Origin of the sequence: Acidovorax sp. SUPP2539 (genome assembly GCF_030158975.1) — a bacterium.
Lineage (GTDB): Bacteria > Pseudomonadota > Gammaproteobacteria > Burkholderiales > Burkholderiaceae_C > Paracidovorax.
The window spans coordinates 509,415-532,439 of record NZ_BQXJ01000004.1 but is presented as its reverse complement, the minus strand read 5'-3'; the positions used below and the strand labels follow the sequence as shown (position 1 = coordinate 532,439).

The following is a 23,025-nucleotide window of genomic DNA, read 5'->3' as shown; positions in this document are numbered from 1 at the left end:
CGCTGCGTGGGTGAGTCCGCCGCCCGCCCGCCTTCCACCGAGGCCTCGCCGCCCGTGCTGCGCCTTCGCGGCATCACCAAGCGGTTCGGCCCGCTGGTGGCCAACGACAGCATCGACCTGACCCTCGCCCGGGGCGAGGTGCTGGCGCTGCTGGGCGAAAACGGCGCAGGCAAGTCCACGCTGATGTCGATCCTCTTCGGGCACTACCGGGCCGATGCGGGGCACATCGAGGTCTTCGGCCAGCCGCTGCCGCCGGGCCAGCCCCGGGCGTCGCTGGCGGCCGGCATCGGCATGGTGCACCAGCACTTCACGCTGGCCGACAACCTGAGCGTGCTCGACAACGTGATGCTGGGCAGCGAGCCGCTGTGGCAGCCGTTCTCGCGCCGGGCCGCGGCCCGCGCGCGGCTGCTGGACGTCTCGGCCCGGTTCGGCCTGCCGGTGGCGCCCGATGCCCGCGTGGGCAGCCTTTCGGTGGGCGAGCGGCAGCGCGTGGAAATCCTGAAAGCGCTGTACCGCGGCGCCCGCATCCTGATCCTGGACGAGCCCACCGCGGTGCTCACGCCGCAGGAGAGCGAGGCGCTGTTCCACACCTTGGCCCAGATGGTGGCGCAGGGCCTGTCGATCGTGTTCATCAGCCACAAGCTGGGCGAGGTGCTGCGCGTGTCGCACCGCATCGCCGTGCTGCGGCAGGGCCGGCTCGTGGCGGAGGCGCCCGCTCGGGGCACCACGCAGGGCCAGCTCGCGCAGTGGATGGTGGGCCACGCGGTGGAGGTGGCCGCGCGCAGCCCGGCCCGCGCGGTGGGTGCGCCGGTGTGCACCCTGGACGACGTGCGGACGCAGGCGTCGGCGCGGTCGGCGCACGACGCGCTGCGGGGCGTGAGCCTCACGCTGCATGCGGGCGAGATCGTGGCCATCGCGGGCGTGTCGGGCAATGGCCAGGTGGCGCTGGCCGATGTGCTGTGCGGCGTGCGCGCCCCCACGGGCGGCACCGCCACGCTGCTGGGCGCCCCTTTGGCCGCCCGGCCCACCCGGCTGGTGGCGCAGGGCGTGGCCCGCATTCCTGAAGACCGCCATGCCGTGGGCGTGGTGGGCGATCTGCCGGTGTGGGAGAACGCGGTGTCCGAGCGCCTGTCCAGCCGCGGGTTCTCGCGCGGCGCGTTCGCCGGCTTCTGGATACGGCGCGGCGTGGCGCGCCAGCATGCCCGGCGCGTGGCCGAGACGTTCGACGTGCGCGGCGGCGGGCTGGACGCGCCGGCGCGGTCGCTGTCGGGCGGCAACATGCAAAAACTCATCCTGGGCCGGGCCCTGCTGCCGCCGGGCGACGGAACGCAGCCGGCCCCCCGCCTGATCGTGGCGCACCAGCCCACCTGGGGCCTGGACATCGGCGCGGTCACGTTCGTGCAGCGGCAGCTGGTGGCGGCGCGCGATGCCGGCGCGGCCGTGCTGCTGATCTCCGACGACCTGGACGAGGTGCTGGCGCTGGGCGACCGCGTGGCGGTGATGCACGCCGGGCACCTGAGCGAAGCCCGCCCCGCCGAGGGCTGGACGCGCGAGGCCATCGGCCTGGCCATGGCCGGGGCAGACCCCGGCGGGGCCCGCGGCAGCGCCGACGCCGCACCGGCCACCGTGGCGCCCGCGCCTGAAAGCGACACCCCATGAGACTGGAAAAACGCGAGCGCACTTCGGCGCTGGCCTATGTGGCGGCCCCGGTCGGCGCGGTGGCCTTCACCCTGCTGGTGAGCGCCCTGCTGGTGCTGTGGGCCGGCGCCCCCGTGGGGCGCACCTACGCGCTGCTGGCGCAGGGCGCGTTCGGCTCGGTGTTCGCGCTGACCGAGACCTTGACGCGCGCCACGCCGCTCATCCTGACGGGGCTGTCCGCGGCCGTGGCGTTCCGCGCGCGGCTCTTCAACATCGGCGCGGAGGGCCAGCTGTATGCCGGCGCGATCGCGGCGGTGGCGGTGGGCGGCATGCACGGCGGCACCGGCCTGCAGTGGCCCGTGCCGGTGCTGTTCCCGCTCATGATGCTGGCCGCCGCGCTGGCCGGGGCCGCCCTGCTGCTGGGGCCGGCGCTGATGAAGGCGCGGCTCGGCGTCGACGAGGTGGTGACCACGCTGCTGCTGAACTTCGTGATGCTGCTGCTGGTGTCCGCCCTGCTCGACGGTCCGATGAAAGACCCCCTCGCCCTCGGCTGGCCGCAAAGCGTGGCGCTGCAAGGCGAGCTGGAACTGTCGCGCCTGGTGCCGCAGACGCGGCTGCACACCGGACTGCTGTGGGCCGTGGGGCTGGCCGTGCTGCTGTGGGCGCTGCTCACGCGCACGGTGCCAGGTTTCGAGATCCGCGCGGCGGGGGCCAATGCCCGCGCGGCGGCGTTCGCCGGCGTGCCGATCACGCGCACGGTGGTGCTGGTGGCCCTGCTCTCGGGCGGCCTGGCAGGGCTGGCAGGCGCCATCGAGGTGGCGGGCCGCACCAGCTACGTGACGCTGGACATGTCGCCAGGCTATGGCTACAGCGGCATCGTGATCGCCATGCTGGCGGGCCTGCACCCGCTGGGCGTGGTGGCCGCGGGCATCTTCGTGGCGGGGGTGCTGGTGGGGGCCGACAGCATGAGCCGAGCGGTGGGCGTTCCCACCTACATCGCCGACGTGATCGTGGCGGCCTCGCTGATCGCGGTGCTGGTGGCGGGGCTGCTCGCGCAGTACCGGGTGCGCTGGAAGTGATGCGGGAGCATGCCATGACCGGTTTCAAGCCGAATCGCCCCCATGCCCTAGTCATGATTGCCCCCGATGCTATTAAAAAAATAGCAAATACCCAAAAGGCGCCGCCCGCATGACCGAGCTGATGGACATCCTGGCCAACCCGGCGTTCTGGATCGCCACGCTGCGGGTGGCCACGCCGCTCGTCCTGGGCACGCTGGGCGTGCTGCTGTGCGAGCGCGCAGGCGTTTTGAACCTGGGCATCGAGGGGATCATGGTGGCAGGCGCCTTCACGGGCTGGCTCACGGTGTATGCCGGCCATGGCCTGTGGACCGGCGTGCTGGTGGCTGCGCTCACCGGGGCGGTCTTCGGGCTGCTGCACGCCTGGCTGACCGTGGGGCTCGCGCTGTCGCAGCACGTGTCGGGGCTGGGCATCACGCTGCTGGCCACCTCGCTCAGCTACTACGGCTACCGCGTGGGTTTTCCGAAGGTGACCACGCCCCCCACGATCGAGCCGTTCGCGCCCATGGCCTGGCTGGGCATTCCCATCCTGTCGGCCCAGACGCCGCTCACGCTGCTGGCCCTGCTGCTGGTGCCGCTGCTGGCCTGGGTGCTGCTGCGCACCCCGCTCGGGCTGGCGGTGCGCATGGTGGGCGAGAACCCCCAGGCGGCCGAGGGCCAGGGCATTCCGGTGGCGGCCACGCGCACCGCTTCGGTGGTGGCGGGCTCGGCCCTGATGGGCGTGGCGGGCGCGTTTCTCACGCTGTCGGCGTTCAATGCGTTCTTCTTCAACATGGTCAACGGGCGTGGCTGGATCTGCGTGGCGCTGGTGGTGTTCGCTTCGTGGCGGCCCGGCAAGGCGCTGCTGGGCGCGCTGCTGTTCGCCTTTTTCGATGCGCTGCAGCTGCGGCTGCAGCAGGCGGGCGATGCGTGGCTGCCGTATCAGGTGTACCTGATGCTGCCCTACCTGCTGTCGATCCTGGCGCTGGTGCTGGTGGCCCGCAAGGCGGCGTATCCGCAGGCGCTGATGAAGCCCTACCGCAAGGGCGAGCGGTAGCGAACCTCGGGCGGCCGGGCCTCGGCCCCCTCTTGTCTCCCATAACATCGGCGCATGCCGACACCCCTGCCCCCGGACACCTTCGTCCCCATCGCCCCGGAGTCCCTGGCCACGCCGCGGCTGCGCCTTCGGCCATGGACCGCCGCCGACCGCGCGCCCTTCGCCGCCATGAATGCCGACCCGGCGGTGATGGCGCACTTTTCCGCGCCGCTGGCCCGCGACACCAGCGATGCCATGGCCGACCGGATCCAGGCGCTGATCGCGCAGCGCGGCTGGGGTTTCTGGGCCGCGGACTGCCTGGCGGGCGACGGCGGCCCGCGCTTCATGGGCTTCGTCGGCTTGCACACGCCCTCGGTCGAACTGCCCTTCGCGCCGTGCGTGGAGATCGGCTGGCGGCTCGCCCGGCCCTTCTGGGGCCAGGGCCTGGCCAGCGAGGCGGCGCGCCTGGCGCTGCGTGCAGGCTTCGAAGACTTGGGCCTGGCGGAGATCGTGTCGTTCACCACCCTGCGCAACCAGCGCTCGCGCGCGGTGATGGAGCGCCTGGGCATGCGCGAAAACCCCACCGAAGCGTTCGACCACCCGGCCGTGCCGGTGGGCCACCCGGTGCGCCCGCATTGCCTGTACCGGCTCGCCCGCACCGACTGGCTGGCCGGCGCGCATCGCGGCTGAAGGGCCACGGCCTCCCATGGAACGCCCCTGCTGCCCGCCTGTCCCACCGCGGTGTGGCTACCGCCCACGGTGCTGGAACGCTGGCAGCACCAGGGCACCGAAGCCGGCGTGACCTGCGTGCTGCCCGACGGGTGCCGCGACCTCATCGTGCAGATCGACGCACACGGTGCCGTGCACTGGACGGTGTCGCATTTGCCGCAGCAGGCCTATGGCGTGCCCGCCAGCGCCGGCGAGGATTGGCTGGGCTTTCGGCTGCATCCCGGCGTGGGGGTGGATTCCGACGCGCTGCTGCAGTGGGTGCAGGCCATCGACCTGGCCCGCGATCCGGCCGAGACCGCCGCCCGCGTGCACGCGGCGCTGGCCGACTTCACGCGGTGCGACGCGCGCGTGCAGGAGGCACTGGACGCCCTGGCGCAGGCCCCGACCGTGGGGGCCGCCGCGCGGGCGCTGGGCGTGTCGGAACGCACGCTGGAGCGGCTGATCCGCACCGCAACCGGCGAGCCCCCACGCTACTGGCGCGCCTCGCGCGGGTGCGCCGAGCGGCCCAGGCTCTGGCGGGCGATGGTGGCCCGCCCCTGGCCGCCATCGCGGCGGACCATGGCTACGCCGACCAGGCGCACTTCGGCCGCGAATGCCGGCACTGGCTGGGACAGACGCCCGCCCGGCTGCGGGCATCGAAGGACCTGCTGGCCTCCGTGCAGTCCAGCGGCTACGGCTGAACGCTGCCTTGCCATCGGCCACATCGAACCAGCCGCGTTGAACGGCGCAGCGCCGCCCCCCGTCAGTTGCCCGCGCCCATCGGCGTGCACAGCTCCACCAGAAAGCCGTTGCAGTCGTGCACATAGGCCACCGTCTGGCCCCAGGGCATGGACTCTGGGGCCTGCACCAGGGTGGCGCCGGCCTGGATCGCGCGGTCCACGGCCGCGGCGACATCGGCCGTGGTGAAAGCGATCTCGCACTGGGGCGCGCCCGCCACCGCCCGCTGCGGGTTCTTGCCCAGCTGGGCCATCAGCTGGAGCGACGAGAACGCCAGCGCGGTGGCGCCGGTCTCCATCTCGCCGAAATCGCCCGCCTCGTGCACGAAACGGCGCGAAAGACCGAACGCGGCCTCGTAGAAAGCGACGGTGCCAGGCACGTCCTCGACGTAAAGAATGGTGTAGCCGAACTGCATGGGGTCTCCTTCAGCAAAAGACAGGGTGGATCGAACGTGCCCGCAGCATAGGCGGCCTTTTCCGTGCGGTCTGGAAGAAATCCGACATGGCCCCGTCATTCCGGCCGGCGCACCCGGCCCGGCCATCGGGCTGCGCAACGGCATCCCCCGCGGCCTACACTGGCAGGCCCGGTGGCGCCGCAGGCAAGCGTTTTGCATGCCGGCCTGCACCGCTTCTGGCAGCCCCCCTCTCACCCTTGCCCGGCCCCACACACCATGCTCGACCTGCTCATCCACAACGCCACCCTGCCCGATGGCCGCACGAACGTTTCCGTGGCCGTGCAGGACGGGCGCATTGCCGAAGTGACCGAGGGCCTGCAGGCCCCAGCGCACGAGACCGTCGATGCGGGTGGCCTGCTGCTGAGCCCGCCGTTCGTCGATGCGCACTTCCACATGGACTCGACCTTGAGCTACGGCCAGCCCCGCGTGAACGAGAGCGGCACGCTGCTGGAGGGCATCGCACTGTGGGGCGAACTGAAGCCCCAGCTCACGCACGAGGCCATCGTGGAGCGGGCGATGCACTACTGCGACTGGGCGGTGGCGCGCGGCCTGCTGGCCATCCGCTCGCACGTGGACACCAGCGACCCGCGGTTGCTGCCCGTGCACGCGCTGCTGGACGTGAAGCGCCGCGTGGCGCCCTACCTCGACCTGCAACTGGTCGCCTTCCCGCAGGACGGCGTACTGCGCGCCGCGGGCGGCCTGGACAACCTTCAGCGCGCGCTGGACCTGGGCGTGGACGTGGTGGGCGGCATTCCCCATTTCGAACGCACCATGGCACAGGGAGCGGAGAGCGTGCGCATCCTGTGCGAGCTGGCCGCCGATCGGGGCAAGCGGGTGGACATGCACTGCGACGAGACGGACGACCCACTCTCGCGCCACGTCGAAACGCTGGCCTTCGAAACCCAGCGCCTGGGCCTGCACGGCCGGGTGACGGGCTCGCACCTCACCTCCATGCACAGCATGGACAACTACTACGTGAGCAAGCTCATCCCCCTGATGGCCGAGGCGCAGCTGGGCGTGGTGGCCAACCCGCTCATCAACATCACCCTTCAGGGCCGCCACGACACCTACCCCAAGCGCCGCGGCATGACCCGCGTGCCCGAGCTGATGGCCGCGGGCCTGACAGTGGCCTTCGGCCACGATTGCGTGATGGACCCGTGGTACGGCGGCGGCAGCGGCGACATGCTGGAGGCGGCCCACATGGGCCTGCACGTGGGGCAGATGACCGGCCAGCAGGCCATGCGCCAGTGCTTCGAGGCGGTGACCACGAACCCGGCCCGGCTGCTGGGCCTGGAGGGCTACGGCCTGCAGGCCGGTTGCCATGCCGACTTCGTGCTGCTGCATGCACGCGATCCGGCCGAGGCGATCCGGCTGCGCGCCGCGCGCCTGGGGGTGTGGCGGCGCGGCCGGCGGGTGGCGGGCAGCCCGGCGCCCGTGGCGGCGCTGCATCTGCCGGGCCGGCCCGGCCACGCGGACTTCCTGCTCGGCTGACCGGCGCGCGGGCTGCGCCGCCGCAGCCCGGTTTCACGCTGGCCCTGTTGCCTTATTCAGCGGCGGGGGGCGCCGCAGGCGGTGCGCAAGGGGCTTCGGCCGAGACCGGATACCCCACGATGTCCGTCAGCGCCGGATAGCCGCTGATGGCGTACGACGCCAGCCGACCGCCCATGGTCGCACCCTCGGCGCTGCCCACGTTCAGCCCGGTGTAGATCCAGTCGCCCGCCAGCACGAGGTTGCTGAAGCCGGACTCCCAGGCCTTGAGCCGCGCGGCGGTGCTGCCCGGCGGGCTGATCACATAGCGCTCGGACGGGTCGATGTTGGCGCGCCAGAACTGCTGGTCGAAGCGCTGCACGCCCAGCCCGGCATTGGCCGGGTCGTGGTCCTGCAGCAGGCTGAAATCCATGCCCGTCGGGTCGCCCGGCGGCGAGACCACGTTGGTCGTGGATTTCGGCAGCAGCGGTCCCATGCACACCTGCAGGTACTGGATGCACTGGGCCTTCACCCGGGCGTGGGCCCGTGCGGGGTAGCCGGTGTCGGTCAGGGGCGGCGGCGGCTCGTAGTCGGCCATGGCGCCCGAGAAGTACCACAGCGATTTGGGCATCTGGCTGGCCGGCCACGATTCCCACTGCAGCAGGTGGGTGAAGTCCACCTGCCCATCCAGCGGGTTCATGTATGTGGCGCCGATCACCGTGTCGGTGGGGTTCTTGAGGGGAATGTCCCAGCCCAGGTCGGTGGTGCTGCGGTTCAGCCAGACCTGCATGGTCTGCGTCTGCACAGTGGGCACCTTCTCGACCATCGCGCGCCATTCGGGACGCGCGGCCAGCAGCTCCTTGCACAGGTAGGGCACGGCGCCCACCGCGATGGCCAGCATCACCTGGTCGAAATCTTCGCCGGCCTTCAGGGTCTTCTGGCCCACGTTCTTCCAGGGCGTCCAGTACGACTCCAGGTCGATGTCCTGCTCGCGCAGCGCATCGCCCTCCACCAGCTGGTCGTAGCAGGGGCCGGACGGCCAGGATGGCAGGCCCTCGACCGGCACGAGCGGCTCGTAGGGCGCATCCGGCTTCACCAGGGTGGCCTGCACGCCCATCTCCACGGCAGCCACCGATTGGCCGTCCGCCGACAGCGCGAGGTTCTCGACCTTGTGGAAGAACTCGAACTGCACGCCGCGCTGGCGCAGCACCAGGTACAGCGGCGCGATCACCGTCTCGCCCGTGCCCGCCGCGAACAGCCAGGCGAACGCGCCCATGTACGCATAGCTGCGCAGCGACCAGTGCAGGTAGGCACCTGCCGCCATGCTGGCGGTGCGGGCCGTGTCGCCCTGCGGGTACTGGTAGGACAGGTTGACCGTGTTGAGCGCGAGCGGGGACGACACCGTCATCACCGAAGCGCCGTGGCGCGCCAGCCAGTCGCTGAAATTCTCGTTGTCCACCGCGTCGAAGCCGCGCTCGATGATGCGGTCGGCCAGCACGCCGCGCACGATGGCCATCAGGTATTCGAGCAGGATGTACAGGCGCCGCAGGTCGTCGTTCTCGTCGATCAGGCTTTTGAGCCGCGCGTGCAGCCAGCCCCACACCTCATCGAGCGCGGGGTGGCTGGTGCCCAGCTCGGCGTTCTCGTCGAGGATCGCGGTCTGCAGGCGTTCCAGGATGTCCTGGCCGGCGCGCAGCTCCAGCTTGTGGATCTCGCTCAGGCCGGGCGTGGCCTCGGGGTCGATCAGGCCCTGGGTGGTCTCGATCAGCCCACCGATCCACTGGCGGATGGTCTGCAGCGACGAGGCATCGTCCGGGGTCAGCGAATTGGTCGGCACGGTCATGGGCCAGCGCTTGAAGCCGCCGTTCTCGAACTCCCACATCAGCACGAAGCTCTCGGGAATGAAGGCCTGCTCGAACGTGGCCAGCTTGGCGTCCGCCGGGCGGCCCAGGGCCTTGTAGCAGTCGGCCATGATCGGCAGCGCGTTGTAGTAGCTGCCCAGGAACCCGTGGATGCCGTGCTCCTCGATGCGGTTGTTGGGCCCCCGCTTGGTGGCGCACTTGCCGCCGAGCCGCCAGCCCATCTGGTACACCGTGATGGCGTATTTCTCCTGCCAGCCGGGTTGGCTGGTCAGTTCGTAGGCCGCCGTCAGGGCGGCCAGGCCGCCCCCCAGGATGGCGATTTTCTGGGGTGCATTCGCTTCAGACATACCGTTTCCCTCTCTCTTTTGGATTGCCGATGGTTGGGTTTCTCGTGGACGACCGGGTGGATGCGCGGCTCACTCGCTCCAGCCCGCCTGGCGCAGGCAGTCGGTGTAATGGTTCAGATGCTCGTCATGCACGAAGGGGTGGCCGGCCTTCAACGCCTGCAGGGAGTACGGGCCGAACTTCTGGGCCTGCCGCAGGGTCTGCTGCCCGTCCTCCGGGCGGCCGGACGCGACCTGGCACGCAGCCAGCAGATAGTGGTTGAAGAACCAGTCCGGGCGCTTGGACAGCGCCTGCAGGGCGAAGCCCAGCGCGGCCTGGTAATCGCCCTCGATGAAGCTCGCCAGCGCCCGTGTGCGGATCCACAGGCTCAGGTGGGGATCGAGCGGGCTGGCCTCGCAGGCCTGCAATGCGTAGCTCGCGGCCTCCTGCGTGCGCCCGCAAAACGCCAGCAGGCGCCCCAGTTCGCCCGCCGCCGCGGCGAACTGCGGATAGATCGACAGGGCGTGCTCCTGCTCGGAAATCGCCTGCGGAAAATTGCGCGAGAACGAAAGCACCGTGCCCAGCGTGAAATGGGCGAAGGCGTCGGTGTCGTCGTGGCTCACCGCCTGCAGGGCATGGCGGTTGGCTTCGGCGATGTCCATGCGGGCGGATTCGGACCAGCCGGCCCACACCCGTGACATTAGGATGAATGCCAGCAGGGCCAGGGTCGGGGGATCGTCGGGCTTGGTGTCCAGCGCCTTTTGCGCGAAGTACTCCGCCTTCTCCATGTGGTCGCGCGTGGAGCGCCAGAAATGCCAGCGCGCGCGCATCAGCAGTTCCCAATGCTCGCGGTCGCGGGGCGTGGTCTGGCTGCTGACCCATTCCTCGCGCCGCAGGTACACCGGCTCGATGGCGCTCACGATGGCGGCCGATATCTCGTCCTGCACCTGAAAGAGGTCGTCCACCGGCCGGTCGAAGCTTTGCGCCCAGATGGTTTCATTGCGCGGCCCGTCGATCAGCTCCGCGGTCACGCGCAACCGGTTGCCGTTGAACCGGATCAGGCCTGACACGAGGTAGCGCACGCCCAGTTCCTGGCTTATGGTGCCATTGGGCGGCAACGGATGCCGGTAGCTCACCGAGGAACTGCGGGCGATCACGTACAGCCAGCGCGAGCGGGACAGGCGGTTGATGATGTCTTCGGCCATGCCGTCGGCCAGGTAGCCGTCTTCGGCCAGACCACCCGCCACGCCGAACGGCAGCACCGCTACCGAGCGGGAGGCGCTGGACACCACCGCGGCCGGCAGCGGCTCGGGCACCTGGGTGCCAATGGCCACCGGCGCGACGCGCGCGACGAACCGGTAGCCCTGCCCCGGTATGGTCATGATCAAGTCGGAGCCCAGCAGCTTGCGCAGCGAGGAGACATGCACCTGCAGGTTGTTTTCCTCCACCACCATGCCCGGCCAGACGAGGTTGAACAGCTCCGATTTGGTCACCAGCGCGCCGGCTTTGTGGACCAGGGCGCACAGCACGTCGAAAGCGCGGGCTCCCAGCAGGACAGGCTTACCGTGGGCCAGCAACTGGCGCTCGTGGACCCTCAGCGTGAAGTGGGAAAACGTGAATTCAGTGGTCATGGCCCGCAAGTTCTTGTCGCCTCTAACAACCCAGCCTCCCCGGCGGGTCTCTCACTCTACACCAAGATTGTTTCAGAACGCTTCAGGTTTTCCAAGGCCGCTTTAAGGGCAATAAAAGGGGGCGAAGAACAAAATCCGCCCACTCATGAATCGCAACCGAGGGGGATTTTTAAGCGGCGTTAAAAACGCCATTAAAAAAATAATCGAGGGGCGTCATGAGAAAGCAACCGGCCACGCAATCTTGCTGAAGCCGGTATTTTGTTCAGAGAAAACAAACCCTCTAGGAAACATAATGTCCGACTGTAATTGCAACCAAAACGGCGCCCAAGACGACTCGACCCATGTGCCGAACTTCACGGCCGTGGGTTTCGCCGAGGGCAGCAGCCACGCACCTGCACTGCTCAGCAACGCTGCCGCCGGTCCCAACCTGGAAGGCGTGGAAGCCCTGAAGCTGTCCGTCTGCGTGGGCGCCAGCTACAACCCGGCCACCAACCAGATCTGCTTCTCGGTGCCGATCTACGGCAACCTGTGCATTACCTCTCCGATCCGCATTCCCGTCGGCGGCCAACTGAAGGCGTGCGCCCAGACTTGCGGCTCTCTCATTCCCACGGGTCTGAAAGTCACCATTTACCTCAACGGCAATCCCATTTACAGCGGCACGGTGGTGGGCCGCTGCTGATTTGCCACCAAGGGAGGGGCCGAATCAAAAATCAAACCAATTCGGCCATTTTTCATTACGCAGGAGAAAAACCATGGCTTCATGCAGCCCTTTCAATGTGAGCTTCACGGGCAGTGCCCAGGACCTGTTTGTCAAGATCGCCGCCCTCATTCACCAGAATGGCGGCGTCATCTCGGGCGGTCCCGCGGGTGGCAGCTTTTCGGTGGGCACGCCACTGGGTACGGTGGCTGGCACGTTTTCTGTGAACGGCCAGACCTGCACCGTGACGATCACCCAGCGGCCGTTCTTCCTGCCCTGCAGCACCATCCAGTCGTTCGTGCAGTCGCACATTCCGACCGTGGTGCAGTCCAACATCCTGGACTTCTGAAGCGTCTCCTGGCGCATTGAAAAAGCCGCCCCGGCCTCACGGCCGGGGCGGCTTTCTTTTTGGGAAGGCAGGCGTGCCGGAGGCACTCAGCCCGCCAGCGCCACGAACACGTTCTGCACGTCGTCGTTGCCGTCGATGGCGGCCAGGAACGATTCAACCTCTTCCAGTTGCTCCGCGCTGAGATTGGCCGGGTTCACCGGGTTCTTGGGCCGGTAGCCCAGCTTGGCCGACAGCACCGTGAACCCCTGCGCCGGCAGCGCGCGGCACACCAGGTCCAAGTCGGTGGGATCGGTCCAGAAGGTAGTGTTGCCCTCTTCCTCGCCGGGCTCGAAATCCTGAGCACCCGCCTCGATGGCGGCCATTTCGGGGTCCGCATCGGCAGACGCCGGCTCGGCCTCGATGATGCCCACATGGTGGAAGTCCCAGGCCACGGAGCCGGACGTGCCCAGTTGGCCCTTGCGAAAGAGCACCCGCATTTCCGGCGCCGTGCGGTTCACGTTGTCAGTGAGGCACTCCACCATCACCGCCACCTGGTGCGGGGCGAAGCCTTCATAGATCACGCGCTCGTAATTGACCGCGTCGCCGGACAGGCCCGAGCCCTTCTTGATGGCGCGCTCCAGGGTGTCCTTGGGCATGGACACCTTGCGGGCCTGCTCCACCACCAGGCGCAGCCGCGCATTGCCCGCCGGATCGGCGCCGCCTCGCGCCGCGACCATGATTTCCTTGACCAGCTTGCCGAACAGCTTGCCCTTGGCATCCGCGACCTGTGCCTTGCCCTTTGCTTTCCACTGCGCGCCCATCGTGACGATTCCTTGGTTTGCGGCGCTCCAGGCGTCCCGCGTCGTTGATTGATCGATTGGTTGGATGGGCCGGGCGACGGCATGGGGCGAATGCCCCCCGCGCCCGCAGGCGCTGCACGGGCGCCCGACCCGGAGGGCATCGGTTATACACCCGCGACCCCGCGCCGCCGCGGTTACCGCCACCTTTGAGGCGAAAAAGAGCCCATGCCGGGATTTTGATTGCCCTGGTAGCTATCAAATCAATAGCGCCGAACGGCGCGGTGGCTCACCGCCCCTTTTTGTCCACCGAACCACCCGGCCTGCGGCTTGCCGCCGGCCCCGGCCGGGAAGCCGACCGCAGGGCGGCCTCCCAGGCCCGGCCGGCCCACTCCACCGCTTCGGCCGGGCCTTCGTACATCTCCGCCGGGGCCTGCCGGTACGACAGCGCCACCGGCCGGCCATGGCGCTCATAGACGAAAGGCTGCAGGCCACGGGCGTCGAACACCGGCGCGGTGAGCGCGTCGGCCTTGAGGTACAGCGCATCGTTCACCACCAGCGCCAGCATGCGGCCTTCGTGAAAAACGCCCCAGCCGCCGAACATGCGCCGCAACCGGACGGAACCCCAAGGCGCGAAGACACCGGGGAGTTCCTGGGCGAAGGCACTCACGGGAGCGGAAGGCGGCTTTTTCATCGGAGAGGCGTGCAGCGGTCGGGAGGGAGAAATACGCCCATTGTGCGGGGCTCGGAGGTGTTCCACATCGACCCGCGAACTGTTCCGCAACGGAACACCCGTTGCGTCACGGCGCGCAACCGCGTTCTATACGGCTTTGAACGAATCGAAGAGAAATCGGCCACCACCGCTTTCCCCGCTTGGCTTTCCTGCTATCCATTTTGACGGCTTGCCTGCCCTGACCAGGCTGGCACGTGCATTGCGCCAACAAAGAGGCCCGCGCCGCCCCGGTGGCGTGGAACACCCCAACCGACCACAGGAGACATGCACCATGAACATGGCAGAAATCGCCAGCCTCGGCATCGCCAACCCTTACAAGAAGCAGTACGGCAACTACATCGGCGGGCAGTGGGTGCCGCCCATCGACGGCCAGTATTTCGAGAACACCTCGCCCATCAACGGCCAAGTGTTCACCTCCATCCCCCGCTCCAACGACAAGGACATCAACGCCGCACTGGATGCTGCCCACAAGGCCAAGGCTGCCTGGGGCAAGACCTCCACCACCGACCGGGCGAACGCCCTGCTGAAGATCGCCGACCGCATGGAAGCCAACCTGCTCACCATCGCGGTGGCCGAGACGCTGGACAACGGCAAGCCGCTGCGCGAGACCATGGCCGCCGACATTCCCCTGGCCATCGACCACTTCCGCTACTTCGCCGGCTGCATCCGCGCGCAGGAAGGCGGCATCAGCGAGATCGACCACGAAACCATGGCCTACCACTTCCACGAGCCGCTGGGCGTGGTGGGGCAGATCATTCCGTGGAACTTCCCGATCCTCATGGCGGTATGGAAGCTCGCCCCGGCCCTGGCCGCCGGCAACTGCGTGGTGCTCAAGCCCGCCGAGCAGACGCCCGCCTCCATCCTCGTGCTGCTGGAACTGGTGGGCGACCTGCTGCCGCCCGGCGTGGTCAACGTGGTGAATGGGTTTGGCCTCGAAGCCGGCAAACCGCTGGCCAGCAGCCCGCGCATCGCAAAAATAGCCTTCACGGGCGAGACCACCACGGGCCGGCTCATCATGCAGTACGCCAGCCAGAACATCATCCCCGTGACGCTGGAGCTGGGCGGCAAGAGCCCCAACGTGTTCTTCGAAGACGTGATGGCGGCCGACGATGGCTTCTTCGACAAGGCGCTGGAAGGCTTTGCGATGTTCGCGCTCAACCAGGGCGAGGTGTGCACCTGCCCCAGCCGCGCGCTGGTGCAGGAATCGATCTACGACAGGTTCATGGAACGCGCCTTGAAACGCGTGGCGGCCATCAAGCAGGGCCACCCGCTGGACAAGGCCACCATGATCGGCGCGCAGGCCTCGCAGGAGCAGCTCGAAAAGATCCTCTCGTACCTGGATCTGGGCAAGCAGGAAGGCGCGCAGTGCCTGATCGGCGGCGAGCGCAACCAACTGGACGGCGACCTGGCCGGCGGCTACTACGTGAAGCCCACGGTGTTCAAGGGCCACAACAAGATGCGCATCTTCCAGGAGGAGATCTTCGGCCCCGTGCTGTCGGTGACCACCTTCAAGACCGAGGAAGAGGCGCTGGAGATCGCCAACGACACGCTCTACGGCCTGGGCGCCGGCGTGTGGAGCCGCGACGGCGCACGCGCCTTCCGCATGGGCAAGGGCATCCAGGCCGGGCGCGTGTGGACCAACTGCTACCACCAGTATCCCGCGCACGCGGCCTTCGGCGGCTACAAGCAATCGGGCATCGGCCGCGAGAACCACAAGATGATGCTGGACCACTACCAGCAGACCAAGAACCTGCTGGTGAGCTACTCGCAGGCGCCGCTGGGCTTCTTCTGATCGCTTGATCTGCATCAGCCCAGCCACCGGGTGTCGGGCCTACCGTGAAGGCCCGACACCCCGTTGAACCCACTGCACATCCGCTGCAGACGAAAGGATTTCCCCACCCATGACCTCCAAGACCATGAAGGCCGCTGTCGTTCGCACATTCGGCCAGCCGCTCACCATCGAGGAAGTGCCCGTGCCCACGCCTTCGGACGACCAGATCCTCGTGAAGATCGAGGCCTCCGGCGTGTGCCACACCGACCTGCACGCCGCCGAAGGCGACTGGCCCGTCAAGCCGAACCCGCCGTTCATCCCGGGCCATGAAGGCGTGGGCTTCGTGGCCGGCGTCGGCAAGAACGTCAAGCACGTGAAGGAAGGCGACCGCGTGGGCGTGCCCTGGCTGCACTCGGCGTGCGGCTACTGCACGCATTGCATGGGCGGCTGGGAGACGCTGTGCGAGTCGCAGAGCAACACCGGCTATTCGGTCAACGGCGGCTTCGCCGACTACGCCCTGGCCGACCCGAACTTCGTGGGCCACCTGCCCAAGGACATCGGCTTCGTGGACATCGCGCCGGTGCTGTGCGCGGGTGTGACGGTGTACAAGGGCCTCAAGGTGACCGACACCAAGCCCGGCGACTGGGTCGTCATCTCGGGCATCGGCGGCCTGGGCCACATGGCCGTGCAGTACGCCAAGGCCATGGGCCTGAACGTGGCGGCCGTGGACGTGGAGGACGACAAGCTCGACCTCGCCAGGCAGCTGGGTGCGAGCGTGACCGTGAACGCCAAGACCACCGACCCCGCCGCCCACCTGCAAAAAGAGATCGGCGGCGCCCACGGCGCGCTGGTGACCGCCGTGTCGCCCAAGGCCTTCGAGCAGGCCCTGGGCATGGTGCGGCGCGGCGGCACGGTGGCGCTCAACGGCCTGCCGCCCGGCAACTTTCCCCTGCCGATCTTCGACATGGTGCTGCGCGGCGTGACGGTGCGCGGCTCCATCGTGGGCACGCGGCTCGACCTGCAGGAGTCGCTCGACTTCGCCGCCCGCGGCCAGGTGAAGGCCACCGTGGCCACGGAGAAGCTCGAGAACATCAACGACGTGTTCGACCGCATGCGCCAGGGGCAGATCCAGGGGCGCATCGTGCTGGACATGGCTGCGGCCTGATCCCCATGAACACGCCGGCCGCCCCCTCCACACCGCCCCCGGAAACCGATTCCGTGGGCCGCGTCTCGGCCACGCCAGCGGCCGTCGCGCTCATCGAGCGCCTGGTCGCCCAGCACGGCCCGCTCATGTTCCACCAGTCGGGAGGGTGCTGCGACGGCAGCGCGCCGATGTGCTTCGCGCTGGGGGAGTTTCTGCTGGGCGATTCGGACGTGCTGCTGGGCGAGATCGCGGGCACGCCCTTCTACATGAGCCGCTCGCAGTTCGCCTATTGGGAGCACACGCACCTCATCATCGATGCGGTGCCCGGCAACGGCGGCATGTTCTCGCTGGAACGGCCCACGGGCCTGCGCTTCCTGACGCGATCGCGGCTGTACAGCGACGCAGAATGGGAGGCTGTCAGCGCGCTAGGACCGCCGGCGTAGGGACCTCAGGGGCTGATCGCGGCCTGCGCCGCTCTGAGGTGCCGGTACACGGTGTTGCGCGACACGCCCAACGCACGCGCTGCGGCCGATACGTTGCCGCCATGGGCCGCGAGTGCCTGCGCCAGGGCCGCTGCGGTGGTATCGCCCAGGCGCGGCACGGCGACAGGGCTGTGTGCAACCGAGTGCTCGCCCGGCAAGGCCTGGGCCTGGGTCGGGGCAGGCCCTCCTGCATTGCCTGCAGTGCCGTTGGCATGCGCCAGCAGCAGATCGCAGTCCTCCAGGAAATCCTCGGGCAAATGCACCCGCTGGATCACCCCGGCCTCGCCCCGCGCCATCAGCGCCGCGGTGCGCAGCACACTGCTCAACTGGCGCAAGTTGCCCGGCCAGGCATGCGCGGCGAACAGCGCCATGGCCTCGGGCGCGACGCGCGGCACCGCGCTGGCGGGGGCGTCGGCCTGCGCACGCAGGATGCGCTCGACGATCACGGCCAGGTCGGTGCGCTCGCGCAGCGCGGGCAGCCGCACCACGAGCCCGTTCAGCCGGTAATACAGGTCATCGCGGAAAGTGCCCTGCGCCATCATCTCGCGCAGGTTTCGGTGCGTGGCGCAGACCACGGCCACATCCACCGGCACCTGCCGCGCGGCGCCCAGCGGCGAAACGCTGCGCTCCTGCAGCACGCGCAGCAGGCGCGCCTGCATCGACAGCGGCATGTCGCCGATCTCGTCGAGGAACAGCGTGCCGCCATGGGCCTGCACGATCTTGCCGGGATGGCCCTTGCGCCGTGCACCGGTGAAGGCACCCTCGTCGTAGCCGAACAGCTCGGACTCGATCAGCGTCTCGGGAATCGACGCGCAATTGACCGCCACGAAAGGGCCGCCCTGCCGTGGCCCGTCCTGGTGGATGGCGCGGGCCAGCAGCTCTTTGCCCGTGCCGGTCTCGCCCAGGATCAGCGTGGACACGTCGCTGCCCAGCAGCCGCGTGACCCGGTCGATCACCTGGGCGAGCTGGGCATCGCCCGTGTCCAGGTAGCGCAGGCTGGACAGCCGGGCCAGCTTGGCCGGGCGCGGACGGGCGGGCGGCGCGCCCGGTGCATCGCCCTCCCCTGGCCAAGTCGCCGCTGGCGCCCCGGCCTTATCGGGCCGATCTGGCCCGCTGCCCGGATCGACCCAGGGCAGCAGCGTGCCGGCACGCGGCCGACACTCCACCAGTGCCTGCACCGCCACGCCGCCCGGTAGCTGCAGGCGCAGCGGCTCCTGAACGGCCTGGCGGGCATGCGCCAGCAGCGCCGCCATGGGCATGCCGAACAGCGAAGAGAACGTGTGCGCCTGCAACGCATTGGCCGACATGCCCAGCTGGAACTGCCCGCTGCGGTTGGCAGCGAGGAATCTCCCGTCCGGCGTGAACGCGGCCAGCCCCTCCACCAGCGTGCCGAGGAACTCCGGCCGTGCATGGAAGCGCAGCCGCACGGCGTCTTCGAACATCTTGCCGAACAGGTGGTTCTCCACCATCTTGGCCGACATGCGCACCAGCGCCATGGTGTGGGCGCTCTGGCTGCGGTGGTCGCCGCTCACGTCGAGCGCGCCGATCACATGCCCGTGCGGGTCGAGGATGGGCGCGCAGGAGCAGGTCAGGAAATGGTTGGCCTGCAGAAAGTGCTCATTGCCGTTGACCTGCAGCGCCTCGCCCAGCGCCAGGGCCGTGCCGATGGCGTTGGTGCCCTTGCTGCGCTCGGACCACGCCGCACCGGGGCGCAGTGCGACCCGGCTCGCCCGGTCCAGGAACTCATCGTCGCCCAGGGCGTGCAGCACCACGCCCTGCGCATCGGTCAGCAGCACCATGCTCTGCGTGCCAGCGATCTGGGCCGACAGCGTTTCCATCACGGGGCGGGCGTGGGCGAACAGCGCTTCGTTGCGGGCCACCATCCAGGCCAGGGCTTCGGCATCCAGGGGCCGCAGGTCCGCCGACTCGTGCCGCCGCAGGCCGAAGGCAGTGGAGCGCTCGTGCGCCTGCGTGATCCGCTGCGCCGCCGAAGCGGCCACCTCGCCCGGCGTCGGGCCGGGCGCACCGAGGGATGCGTTCGTCTGCATGCTGTCTCCTTGGGGCTCTGTCATCGCCCGGCGCTGCATGGCGCCAGGGTGTTGCTTGGGCGACTGGCACCTTACACCAATGGCAGGGCCAGGATGTTTCCAAAGCCCTGGCGGCGCCCTCGGATCATCCTGAAGACCCCAATCCGCGCGCTCCCATGCAGCATGCAGCCCTTGATCAAAGTAGACCGGCAGCCCCTTCAGCCAGCGCCCGGGCCACCGCGCCCAGCGCCGTTCCGACATCCTGCTCGACCTTGAGCGACAGCAGCGGATCGGCCCGCGTGCGGCCCCAGTTGACGGCCGCCACAGGCTTGCCCGCGTCCACCGCCATCTGCACGAAGCGAAAGCCCGAATACACCATGAGCGACGAGCCGGCGACCAGCATGGCGTCGGCGCGCAGCAGCGCATCGCGGGCGGCTTGCACGCGATCGCGCGGCACGCTTTCGCCGAAGAACACCACATCGGGCTTGAGCGGGCCGGCGCCGCAGCGCGGGCACGGCGGCACATCGAACGCGCTGAAGTCCTGGTCTTCCAGGTCGGCATCGCCATCGGGCGCCGCATGCGCATGCAGCGCGGCCCAATCGGGATTGCGGCGCAGCAACTCGTCTTGCAGCTCGGCGCGTGGCAAACGGGCTTCGCAGGCCATGCAGCGCACGGTGTCGATGCGGCCATGCAGATCAATGGTGCGAAGGCTCCCCGCAGTCGTGTGCAGGCCGTCCACGTTCTGCGTGAGCAGCAGTTCCACCCGGCCGGCCGCTTCCAGCGCGGCGAGCGCATGGTGCGCCGGTGCAGGGCGCGCCCGCCCCATCACACGCCAGCCGATGAAGCTGCGCGCCCAGTAGCGCCGGCGCGTGGCCTCGTCGCCCATGAAGGCCTGGAACGTGAGGGGCGGCGGCCGCTTCCAGTCGCCATTGCCATCGCGGTAATCGGGAATGCCCGCCGCCGTGCTGCAGCCCGCCCCGGTGAGCACGAACACCCGCGGGTGCGCCGCCATGAACTCCGCCAGCGCCTGCACGCCGGCCTCGGCGGTGGCGGCCATGGCCTCGGCCGGGTTTGGCGTGGTGGTGCTATTCAAAGGGGACGGAGTCGTGGACATCAAAGCCTCCCGCTACATCGCGGGCGCGATGCTTTCCGCGTAGTCGTACAGCGCGCCCAGAATTTCCTCGCCCCGCTCGTCCGCCTCGACGCCCAGTTCGTCCAGCTTGGCGAACAATTCGTCGAAGGTGAGCGCGCCGCCTGCCCCTTCCATCAGACAGGCCACGCGGTGGCCCTCCCAGCGCTCCTGGTCGGCCCCGTCCAGCGTATGCGGGAAATTGCGCGCACGGTAGCGCCACACCAGCTCTTCGAGCCGCTCGTCGTCGAAGCCCGTCTTGGCCAAGGCGAGTTCCTGGGGCGGCAGGGCACGCAGGCGGTTCAGCCGGCGACGGTCCTCGTTGCCGACGAAGCCGCCGTACAGGTCCTGGTCCACGTCCGGTGCGGCTTCCTGCGGCCGCGCGAACACGCTGGCCCAGATGGCGCTCATGTCGGGCAAGGCGCGCGCCACCTCGGCATGGCCGGCGGCCCGCTCCAGATCGACGGACCAGCGCTGGGCCATCTGGGGCGTCAACGTGTTGACGTTGCCCACCACCATCGGCGACTTGTTCAGGTGCACGGTCTTGATGGGCAGGCGCGTCACGCCTTCGGGCAACGCATCCGCCCGGCTGAACAGCCGCTCGCGGATCGCATCGGCGCCCAGCAGGGCCAGTTCGGACGGATCGTGGGCCAGGTCCCAGGCGATCAGTTCGTTCTTGTTGGTGGGGTGGCTGGCGAGCGGCCACATCACCGCGACGCAGCCGCGCTCGGCAGGAAACATGCCCGAGATGTGCAAAAAAGGCCGTGCGGTGTCGGCCGTGGCGGGCAGGCGCAATTCGGCGGCCACGCGGTCTTTTTTATGCAGCCCCAGGGCGAACTCGAACAGCTTGGGCTGCCGGTCGCGGATCAGCCGGGCCAGGGCGATGGTGGCGCGCACGTCGGAGAGCGCATCGTGCGCGGCCTCGTGCGCCAGGCCATTGGCTTTGGACAGGTGCTCCAGCTTGAAGCTGGGGGAGCCGTCTTCCTTCTTCGGCCAGATGATGCCATCCGGGCGCAGCGCGTAGGCCATGCGCACCACGTCGAGCAGATCCCACCGGCCGCACTGGTTCTGCCATTCCCGGGCATAGGGGTCCATCAGGTTGCGCCAGAACATGAAGCGCGTGATCTCGTCGTCGAACCGGATGGTGTTGTAGCCGACGCCGATGGTGCCGGGCAGCGCCAGCTCGGCCTCGATGCGCGCGGCGAATGCGTGCTCCGGCAGGCCACGCTCCAACGCGACCTGCGGCGTGATGCCGGTGATGAGGCACGACACCGGGTCAGGCAGGTAATCGGGCGCGGGCTGGCAATAGACCATCAGCGGTTCGCCGATTTCGTTCAGGTCCGCATCGGTGCGGATGCCCGCGAACTGGGCGGGGCGGTCACGGCGCGTGTTGGCGCCAAAGGTTTCGTAGTCGTGCCAGAAAAAGGTATGCATGAAATCGTGCAGCCGGTAACACCGAAGCCCGCAAGTATGCCGGGGCGCGGGACAATAAGGGATGCAACGACGCCTTGCCCCCCCATCGCCCCTCCGCCCCTCCACCAGAACCCGCGCAGCCCACTGGCTGGTTCCCCTGGCCGCTGCGGCGACCCTCGCAGGCTGTGCATCGGCGCCGCGCGCCCAGCCTCCGGAAGCGGCCCCGGCCCCGGCCCACGCCGCTCCCGCCGTGCCGCCTCCGCAGCCCGCAGTGCCCCCACCGGCTGCGATCTCCTCTGCCCCGCCCCCTCCCCTGGTCCAGGACACCGCGGCGCCTGCGGTCAGCCCCGAAGAAGCCGCTGCGGCCGAACAGGCCGATTTCACGGCCTGGATCGCGGCATTCACCCAGGAAGCACTGGCGGCGGGCATCCGGCCCGACACCGTGCAGACGGCCCTGGCCGGCGCGCAGTTGCAACAGCGGGTGATCGAGCTGGACCGCGCGCAGCCCGAGTTCACGCGCACCCCATGGGCCTACCTGGACAGTGCTGTTTCTGCCCAGCGCATCGCCCAGGGCCAGGCCAAGCGGGCCGAATACGCGGTGCCCCTGGAAGCCGCCGCTGCGCGGTACGGCGTGCCGGCCTCGATCGTCACCGCCATCTGGGGCATGGAGAGCAACTACGGCGGCAATTTCGGCACCTTCCGTGCCGTCGATGCGCTGGCCACGCTGGGGTTCGAGGGCCGCCGCGCCCAATGGGCCCGCAACGAACTGCTGGCGGCGCTGCGCATCCTGGACCAGGGTGACATCGCGGCCGACCGCATGATCGGATCGTGGGCGGGCGCCATGGGCCACACGCAGTTCCTGCCATCCGTGTTCCTCGCCTACGCGGTCGACGCCGACGGCGACGGCCGCCGCGACATCTGGGGCAGCATCCCCGATGTGGCGTCGTCCACCGCCAACTACCTGGCCAGCTCCGGCTGGCGCAGCGGACAGCCCTGGGGTATCGAGGTGCAGCTGCCGCCGGGTTTCGATCACGCCCGCGCCGAGAACACCGTGCGCCAGTCGTCCGCGCAGTGGACCGCGGAAGGGGTGGTGGCCATCGACCGGCAACCCCTGCCCGACCTGGGTGCGGCGTATGTCATCGCCCCCGCGGGTGCGCGCGGGCCAGCCTTCCTGGTGGGCGACAACTTCCGCAGCATCCTGCGCTACAACAACTCGGTGAACTACGCCCTGGCGGTGGGCCTGCTGGCGCGGCAGATCGAGGGCGGCACGGGCGTGGTGGCCCCCTGGCCGCGGGATTTCCAACCCCTGTCGCGCAGCCAGGTGAAAGACCTGCAGACAGCATTGAACCAGCGCGGGTTTTCCGCCGGCACGGCGGACGGCGTGATGGGACCCGCCACGCGCGCCGGCCTGCGCCAGTTCCAGCAGAGCATCGGCGTGGTGGCCGACGGCTATCCCACCTTGGAGTTGCTGCAGCGGCTGATGGCGCCGTGATGCGGGCCGGCGCCGCATGACCTTGCCCTGAGCGGCCTGCAAGCCAGAGCAAGGGTGGAAAAGAAAAAGCCCGCGGCGAACGCGGGCTTTTTTCACATC

The 23,025-nt window shown here is 69.2% G+C and carries 20 protein-coding genes; 12 read left to right on the top strand and 8 right to left on the bottom strand.

Annotated elements, in window-relative coordinates:
• Positions 1–6: 6 nt before the first annotated feature.
• From AVTE2539_RS17075 to AVTE2539_RS17055, 5 genes are all read left to right on the top strand, one after another.
• Complete coding sequence (locus AVTE2539_RS17075) at positions 7–1,659, top strand: ABC transporter ATP-binding protein (protein WP_284412331.1); 1,653 nt, start codon at positions 7–9, stop codon at positions 1,657–1,659.
• Positions 1,656–2,717 (top strand): ABC transporter permease, encoded by a 1,062-nt coding sequence (locus AVTE2539_RS17070; protein WP_284412330.1) that lies wholly within the window; start codon positions 1,656–1,658, stop codon positions 2,715–2,717. Before AVTE2539_RS17075 ends, AVTE2539_RS17070 begins: the two co-directional genes overlap by 4 nt.
• 109 nt (positions 2,718–2,826) lie before the next feature.
• Complete coding sequence (locus AVTE2539_RS17065) at positions 2,827–3,750, top strand: ABC transporter permease (RefSeq protein ID WP_284412328.1); 924 nt, start codon at positions 2,827–2,829, stop codon at positions 3,748–3,750.
• 54 nt (positions 3,751–3,804) lie between these two features.
• Positions 3,805–4,419, top strand: a complete 615-nt coding sequence (locus AVTE2539_RS17060; protein ID WP_284412326.1) for a GNAT family N-acetyltransferase — start codon at positions 3,805–3,807, stop codon at positions 4,417–4,419.
• Between the two features lie 530 nt (positions 4,420–4,949).
• A complete protein-coding gene (locus AVTE2539_RS17055; RefSeq protein WP_284412324.1) occupies positions 4,950–5,138 on the top strand; it encodes a helix-turn-helix domain-containing protein in 189 nt (62 codons plus the stop codon).
• A 62-nt stretch (positions 5,139–5,200) separates the two neighbouring features.
• On the opposite strand, the gene AVTE2539_RS17050 is transcribed toward AVTE2539_RS17055, so the two are convergent.
• Positions 5,201–5,590, bottom strand: a complete 390-nt coding sequence (locus tag AVTE2539_RS17050) for a VOC family protein (protein ID WP_272563788.1) — start codon at positions 5,588–5,590, stop codon at positions 5,201–5,203.
• 255 nt (positions 5,591–5,845) lie between these two features.
• On the opposite strand from AVTE2539_RS17050, the gene AVTE2539_RS17045 reads away from it, so the two are divergent.
• Entirely contained in the window at positions 5,846–7,120 is a 1,275-nt protein-coding gene (locus tag AVTE2539_RS17045) for an amidohydrolase family protein (protein WP_284412320.1), read from the top strand.
• A gap of 52 nt (positions 7,121–7,172) precedes the next feature.
• Here the strand turns inward: AVTE2539_RS17045 and AVTE2539_RS17040 are convergent, their stop codons facing one another.
• Together AVTE2539_RS17040 and AVTE2539_RS17035 are read right to left on the bottom strand one after the other, a co-directional pair.
• On the bottom strand, positions 7,173–9,305 hold the full coding sequence (locus AVTE2539_RS17040; protein WP_284412318.1) for an NAD(P)/FAD-dependent oxidoreductase: 2,133 nt from the start codon (positions 9,303–9,305) through the stop codon (positions 7,173–7,175).
• Between the two features lie 69 nt (positions 9,306–9,374).
• Positions 9,375–10,913, bottom strand: a complete 1,539-nt coding sequence (locus AVTE2539_RS17035) for a winged helix-turn-helix domain-containing protein (RefSeq protein WP_284412316.1) — start codon at positions 10,911–10,913, stop codon at positions 9,375–9,377.
• Positions 10,914–11,058: 145 nt separating this feature from the next.
• Here AVTE2539_RS17035 and AVTE2539_RS17030 point away from each other — a divergent pair, with 145 nt between their 5' ends.
• Positions 11,059–11,592: a hypothetical protein gene (locus tag AVTE2539_RS17030; RefSeq protein ID WP_284412314.1), complete on the top strand. Its 534-nt coding sequence runs from the start codon at positions 11,059–11,061 to the stop codon at positions 11,590–11,592.
• A gap of 73 nt (positions 11,593–11,665) precedes the next feature.
• Positions 11,666–11,959 carry a hypothetical protein gene (locus AVTE2539_RS17025; RefSeq protein WP_272563793.1) on the top strand — a complete coding sequence of 98 codons (294 nt, stop codon included), beginning with the start codon at positions 11,666–11,668 and terminating at the stop codon, positions 11,957–11,959.
• A gap of 86 nt (positions 11,960–12,045) precedes the next feature.
• Here the strand turns inward: AVTE2539_RS17025 and AVTE2539_RS17020 are convergent, their stop codons facing one another.
• Both AVTE2539_RS17020 and AVTE2539_RS17015 read right to left on the bottom strand, forming a co-directional pair.
• Positions 12,046–12,759, bottom strand: coding sequence for a YebC/PmpR family DNA-binding transcriptional regulator (locus AVTE2539_RS17020; protein WP_284412312.1), 714 nt, complete (start codon positions 12,757–12,759; stop codon positions 12,046–12,048).
• 265 nt (positions 12,760–13,024) lie between these two features.
• On the bottom strand, positions 13,025–13,405 hold the full coding sequence (locus AVTE2539_RS17015; protein ID WP_284412310.1) for a TfoX/Sxy family protein: 381 nt from the start codon (positions 13,403–13,405) through the stop codon (positions 13,025–13,027).
• Between the two features lie 334 nt (positions 13,406–13,739).
• Here AVTE2539_RS17015 and adh point away from each other — a divergent pair, with 334 nt between their 5' ends.
• The 3 genes from adh (at position 13,740) to AVTE2539_RS17000 (ending at position 16,826) form a co-directional block, all read left to right on the top strand.
• Positions 13,740–15,260 carry an aldehyde dehydrogenase gene (gene adh, locus AVTE2539_RS17010; RefSeq protein ID WP_284412308.1) on the top strand — a complete coding sequence of 507 codons (1,521 nt, stop codon included), beginning with the start codon at positions 13,740–13,742 and terminating at the stop codon, positions 15,258–15,260.
• Between the two features lie 109 nt (positions 15,261–15,369).
• Positions 15,370–16,404: an alcohol dehydrogenase AdhP gene (adhP, locus tag AVTE2539_RS17005; protein WP_284412306.1), complete on the top strand. Its 1,035-nt coding sequence runs from the start codon at positions 15,370–15,372 to the stop codon at positions 16,402–16,404.
• Between the two features lie 5 nt (positions 16,405–16,409).
• Positions 16,410–16,826 (top strand): DUF779 domain-containing protein, encoded by a 417-nt coding sequence (locus tag AVTE2539_RS17000; RefSeq protein ID WP_284412304.1) that lies wholly within the window; start codon positions 16,410–16,412, stop codon positions 16,824–16,826.
• Positions 16,827–16,831: 5 nt separating this feature from the next.
• On the opposite strand, the gene AVTE2539_RS16995 is transcribed toward AVTE2539_RS17000, so the two are convergent.
• The 3 genes from AVTE2539_RS16995 to sbcB all read right to left on the bottom strand — a co-directional run bounded on the left by AVTE2539_RS16995 (position 16,832) and on the right by sbcB (position 21,455).
• On the bottom strand, positions 16,832–18,913 hold the full coding sequence (locus AVTE2539_RS16995) for a sigma-54-dependent Fis family transcriptional regulator (protein ID WP_284412302.1): 2,082 nt from the start codon (positions 18,911–18,913) through the stop codon (positions 16,832–16,834).
• Positions 18,914–19,088: 175 nt separating this feature from the next.
• Positions 19,089–19,949: an NAD-dependent protein deacetylase gene (locus AVTE2539_RS16990; protein WP_284412516.1), complete on the bottom strand. Its 861-nt coding sequence runs from the start codon at positions 19,947–19,949 to the stop codon at positions 19,089–19,091.
• Positions 19,950–20,018: 69 nt separating this feature from the next.
• Entirely contained in the window at positions 20,019–21,455 is a 1,437-nt protein-coding gene (gene sbcB / locus AVTE2539_RS16985) for an exodeoxyribonuclease I (RefSeq protein ID WP_284412300.1), read from the bottom strand.
• Positions 21,456–21,516: 61 nt separating this feature from the next.
• On the opposite strand from sbcB, the gene AVTE2539_RS16980 reads away from it, so the two are divergent.
• Positions 21,517–22,926: a lytic murein transglycosylase gene (locus AVTE2539_RS16980; RefSeq protein WP_284412298.1), complete on the top strand. Its 1,410-nt coding sequence runs from the start codon at positions 21,517–21,519 to the stop codon at positions 22,924–22,926.
• The last annotated feature ends 99 nt before the right edge of the window (positions 22,927–23,025 follow it).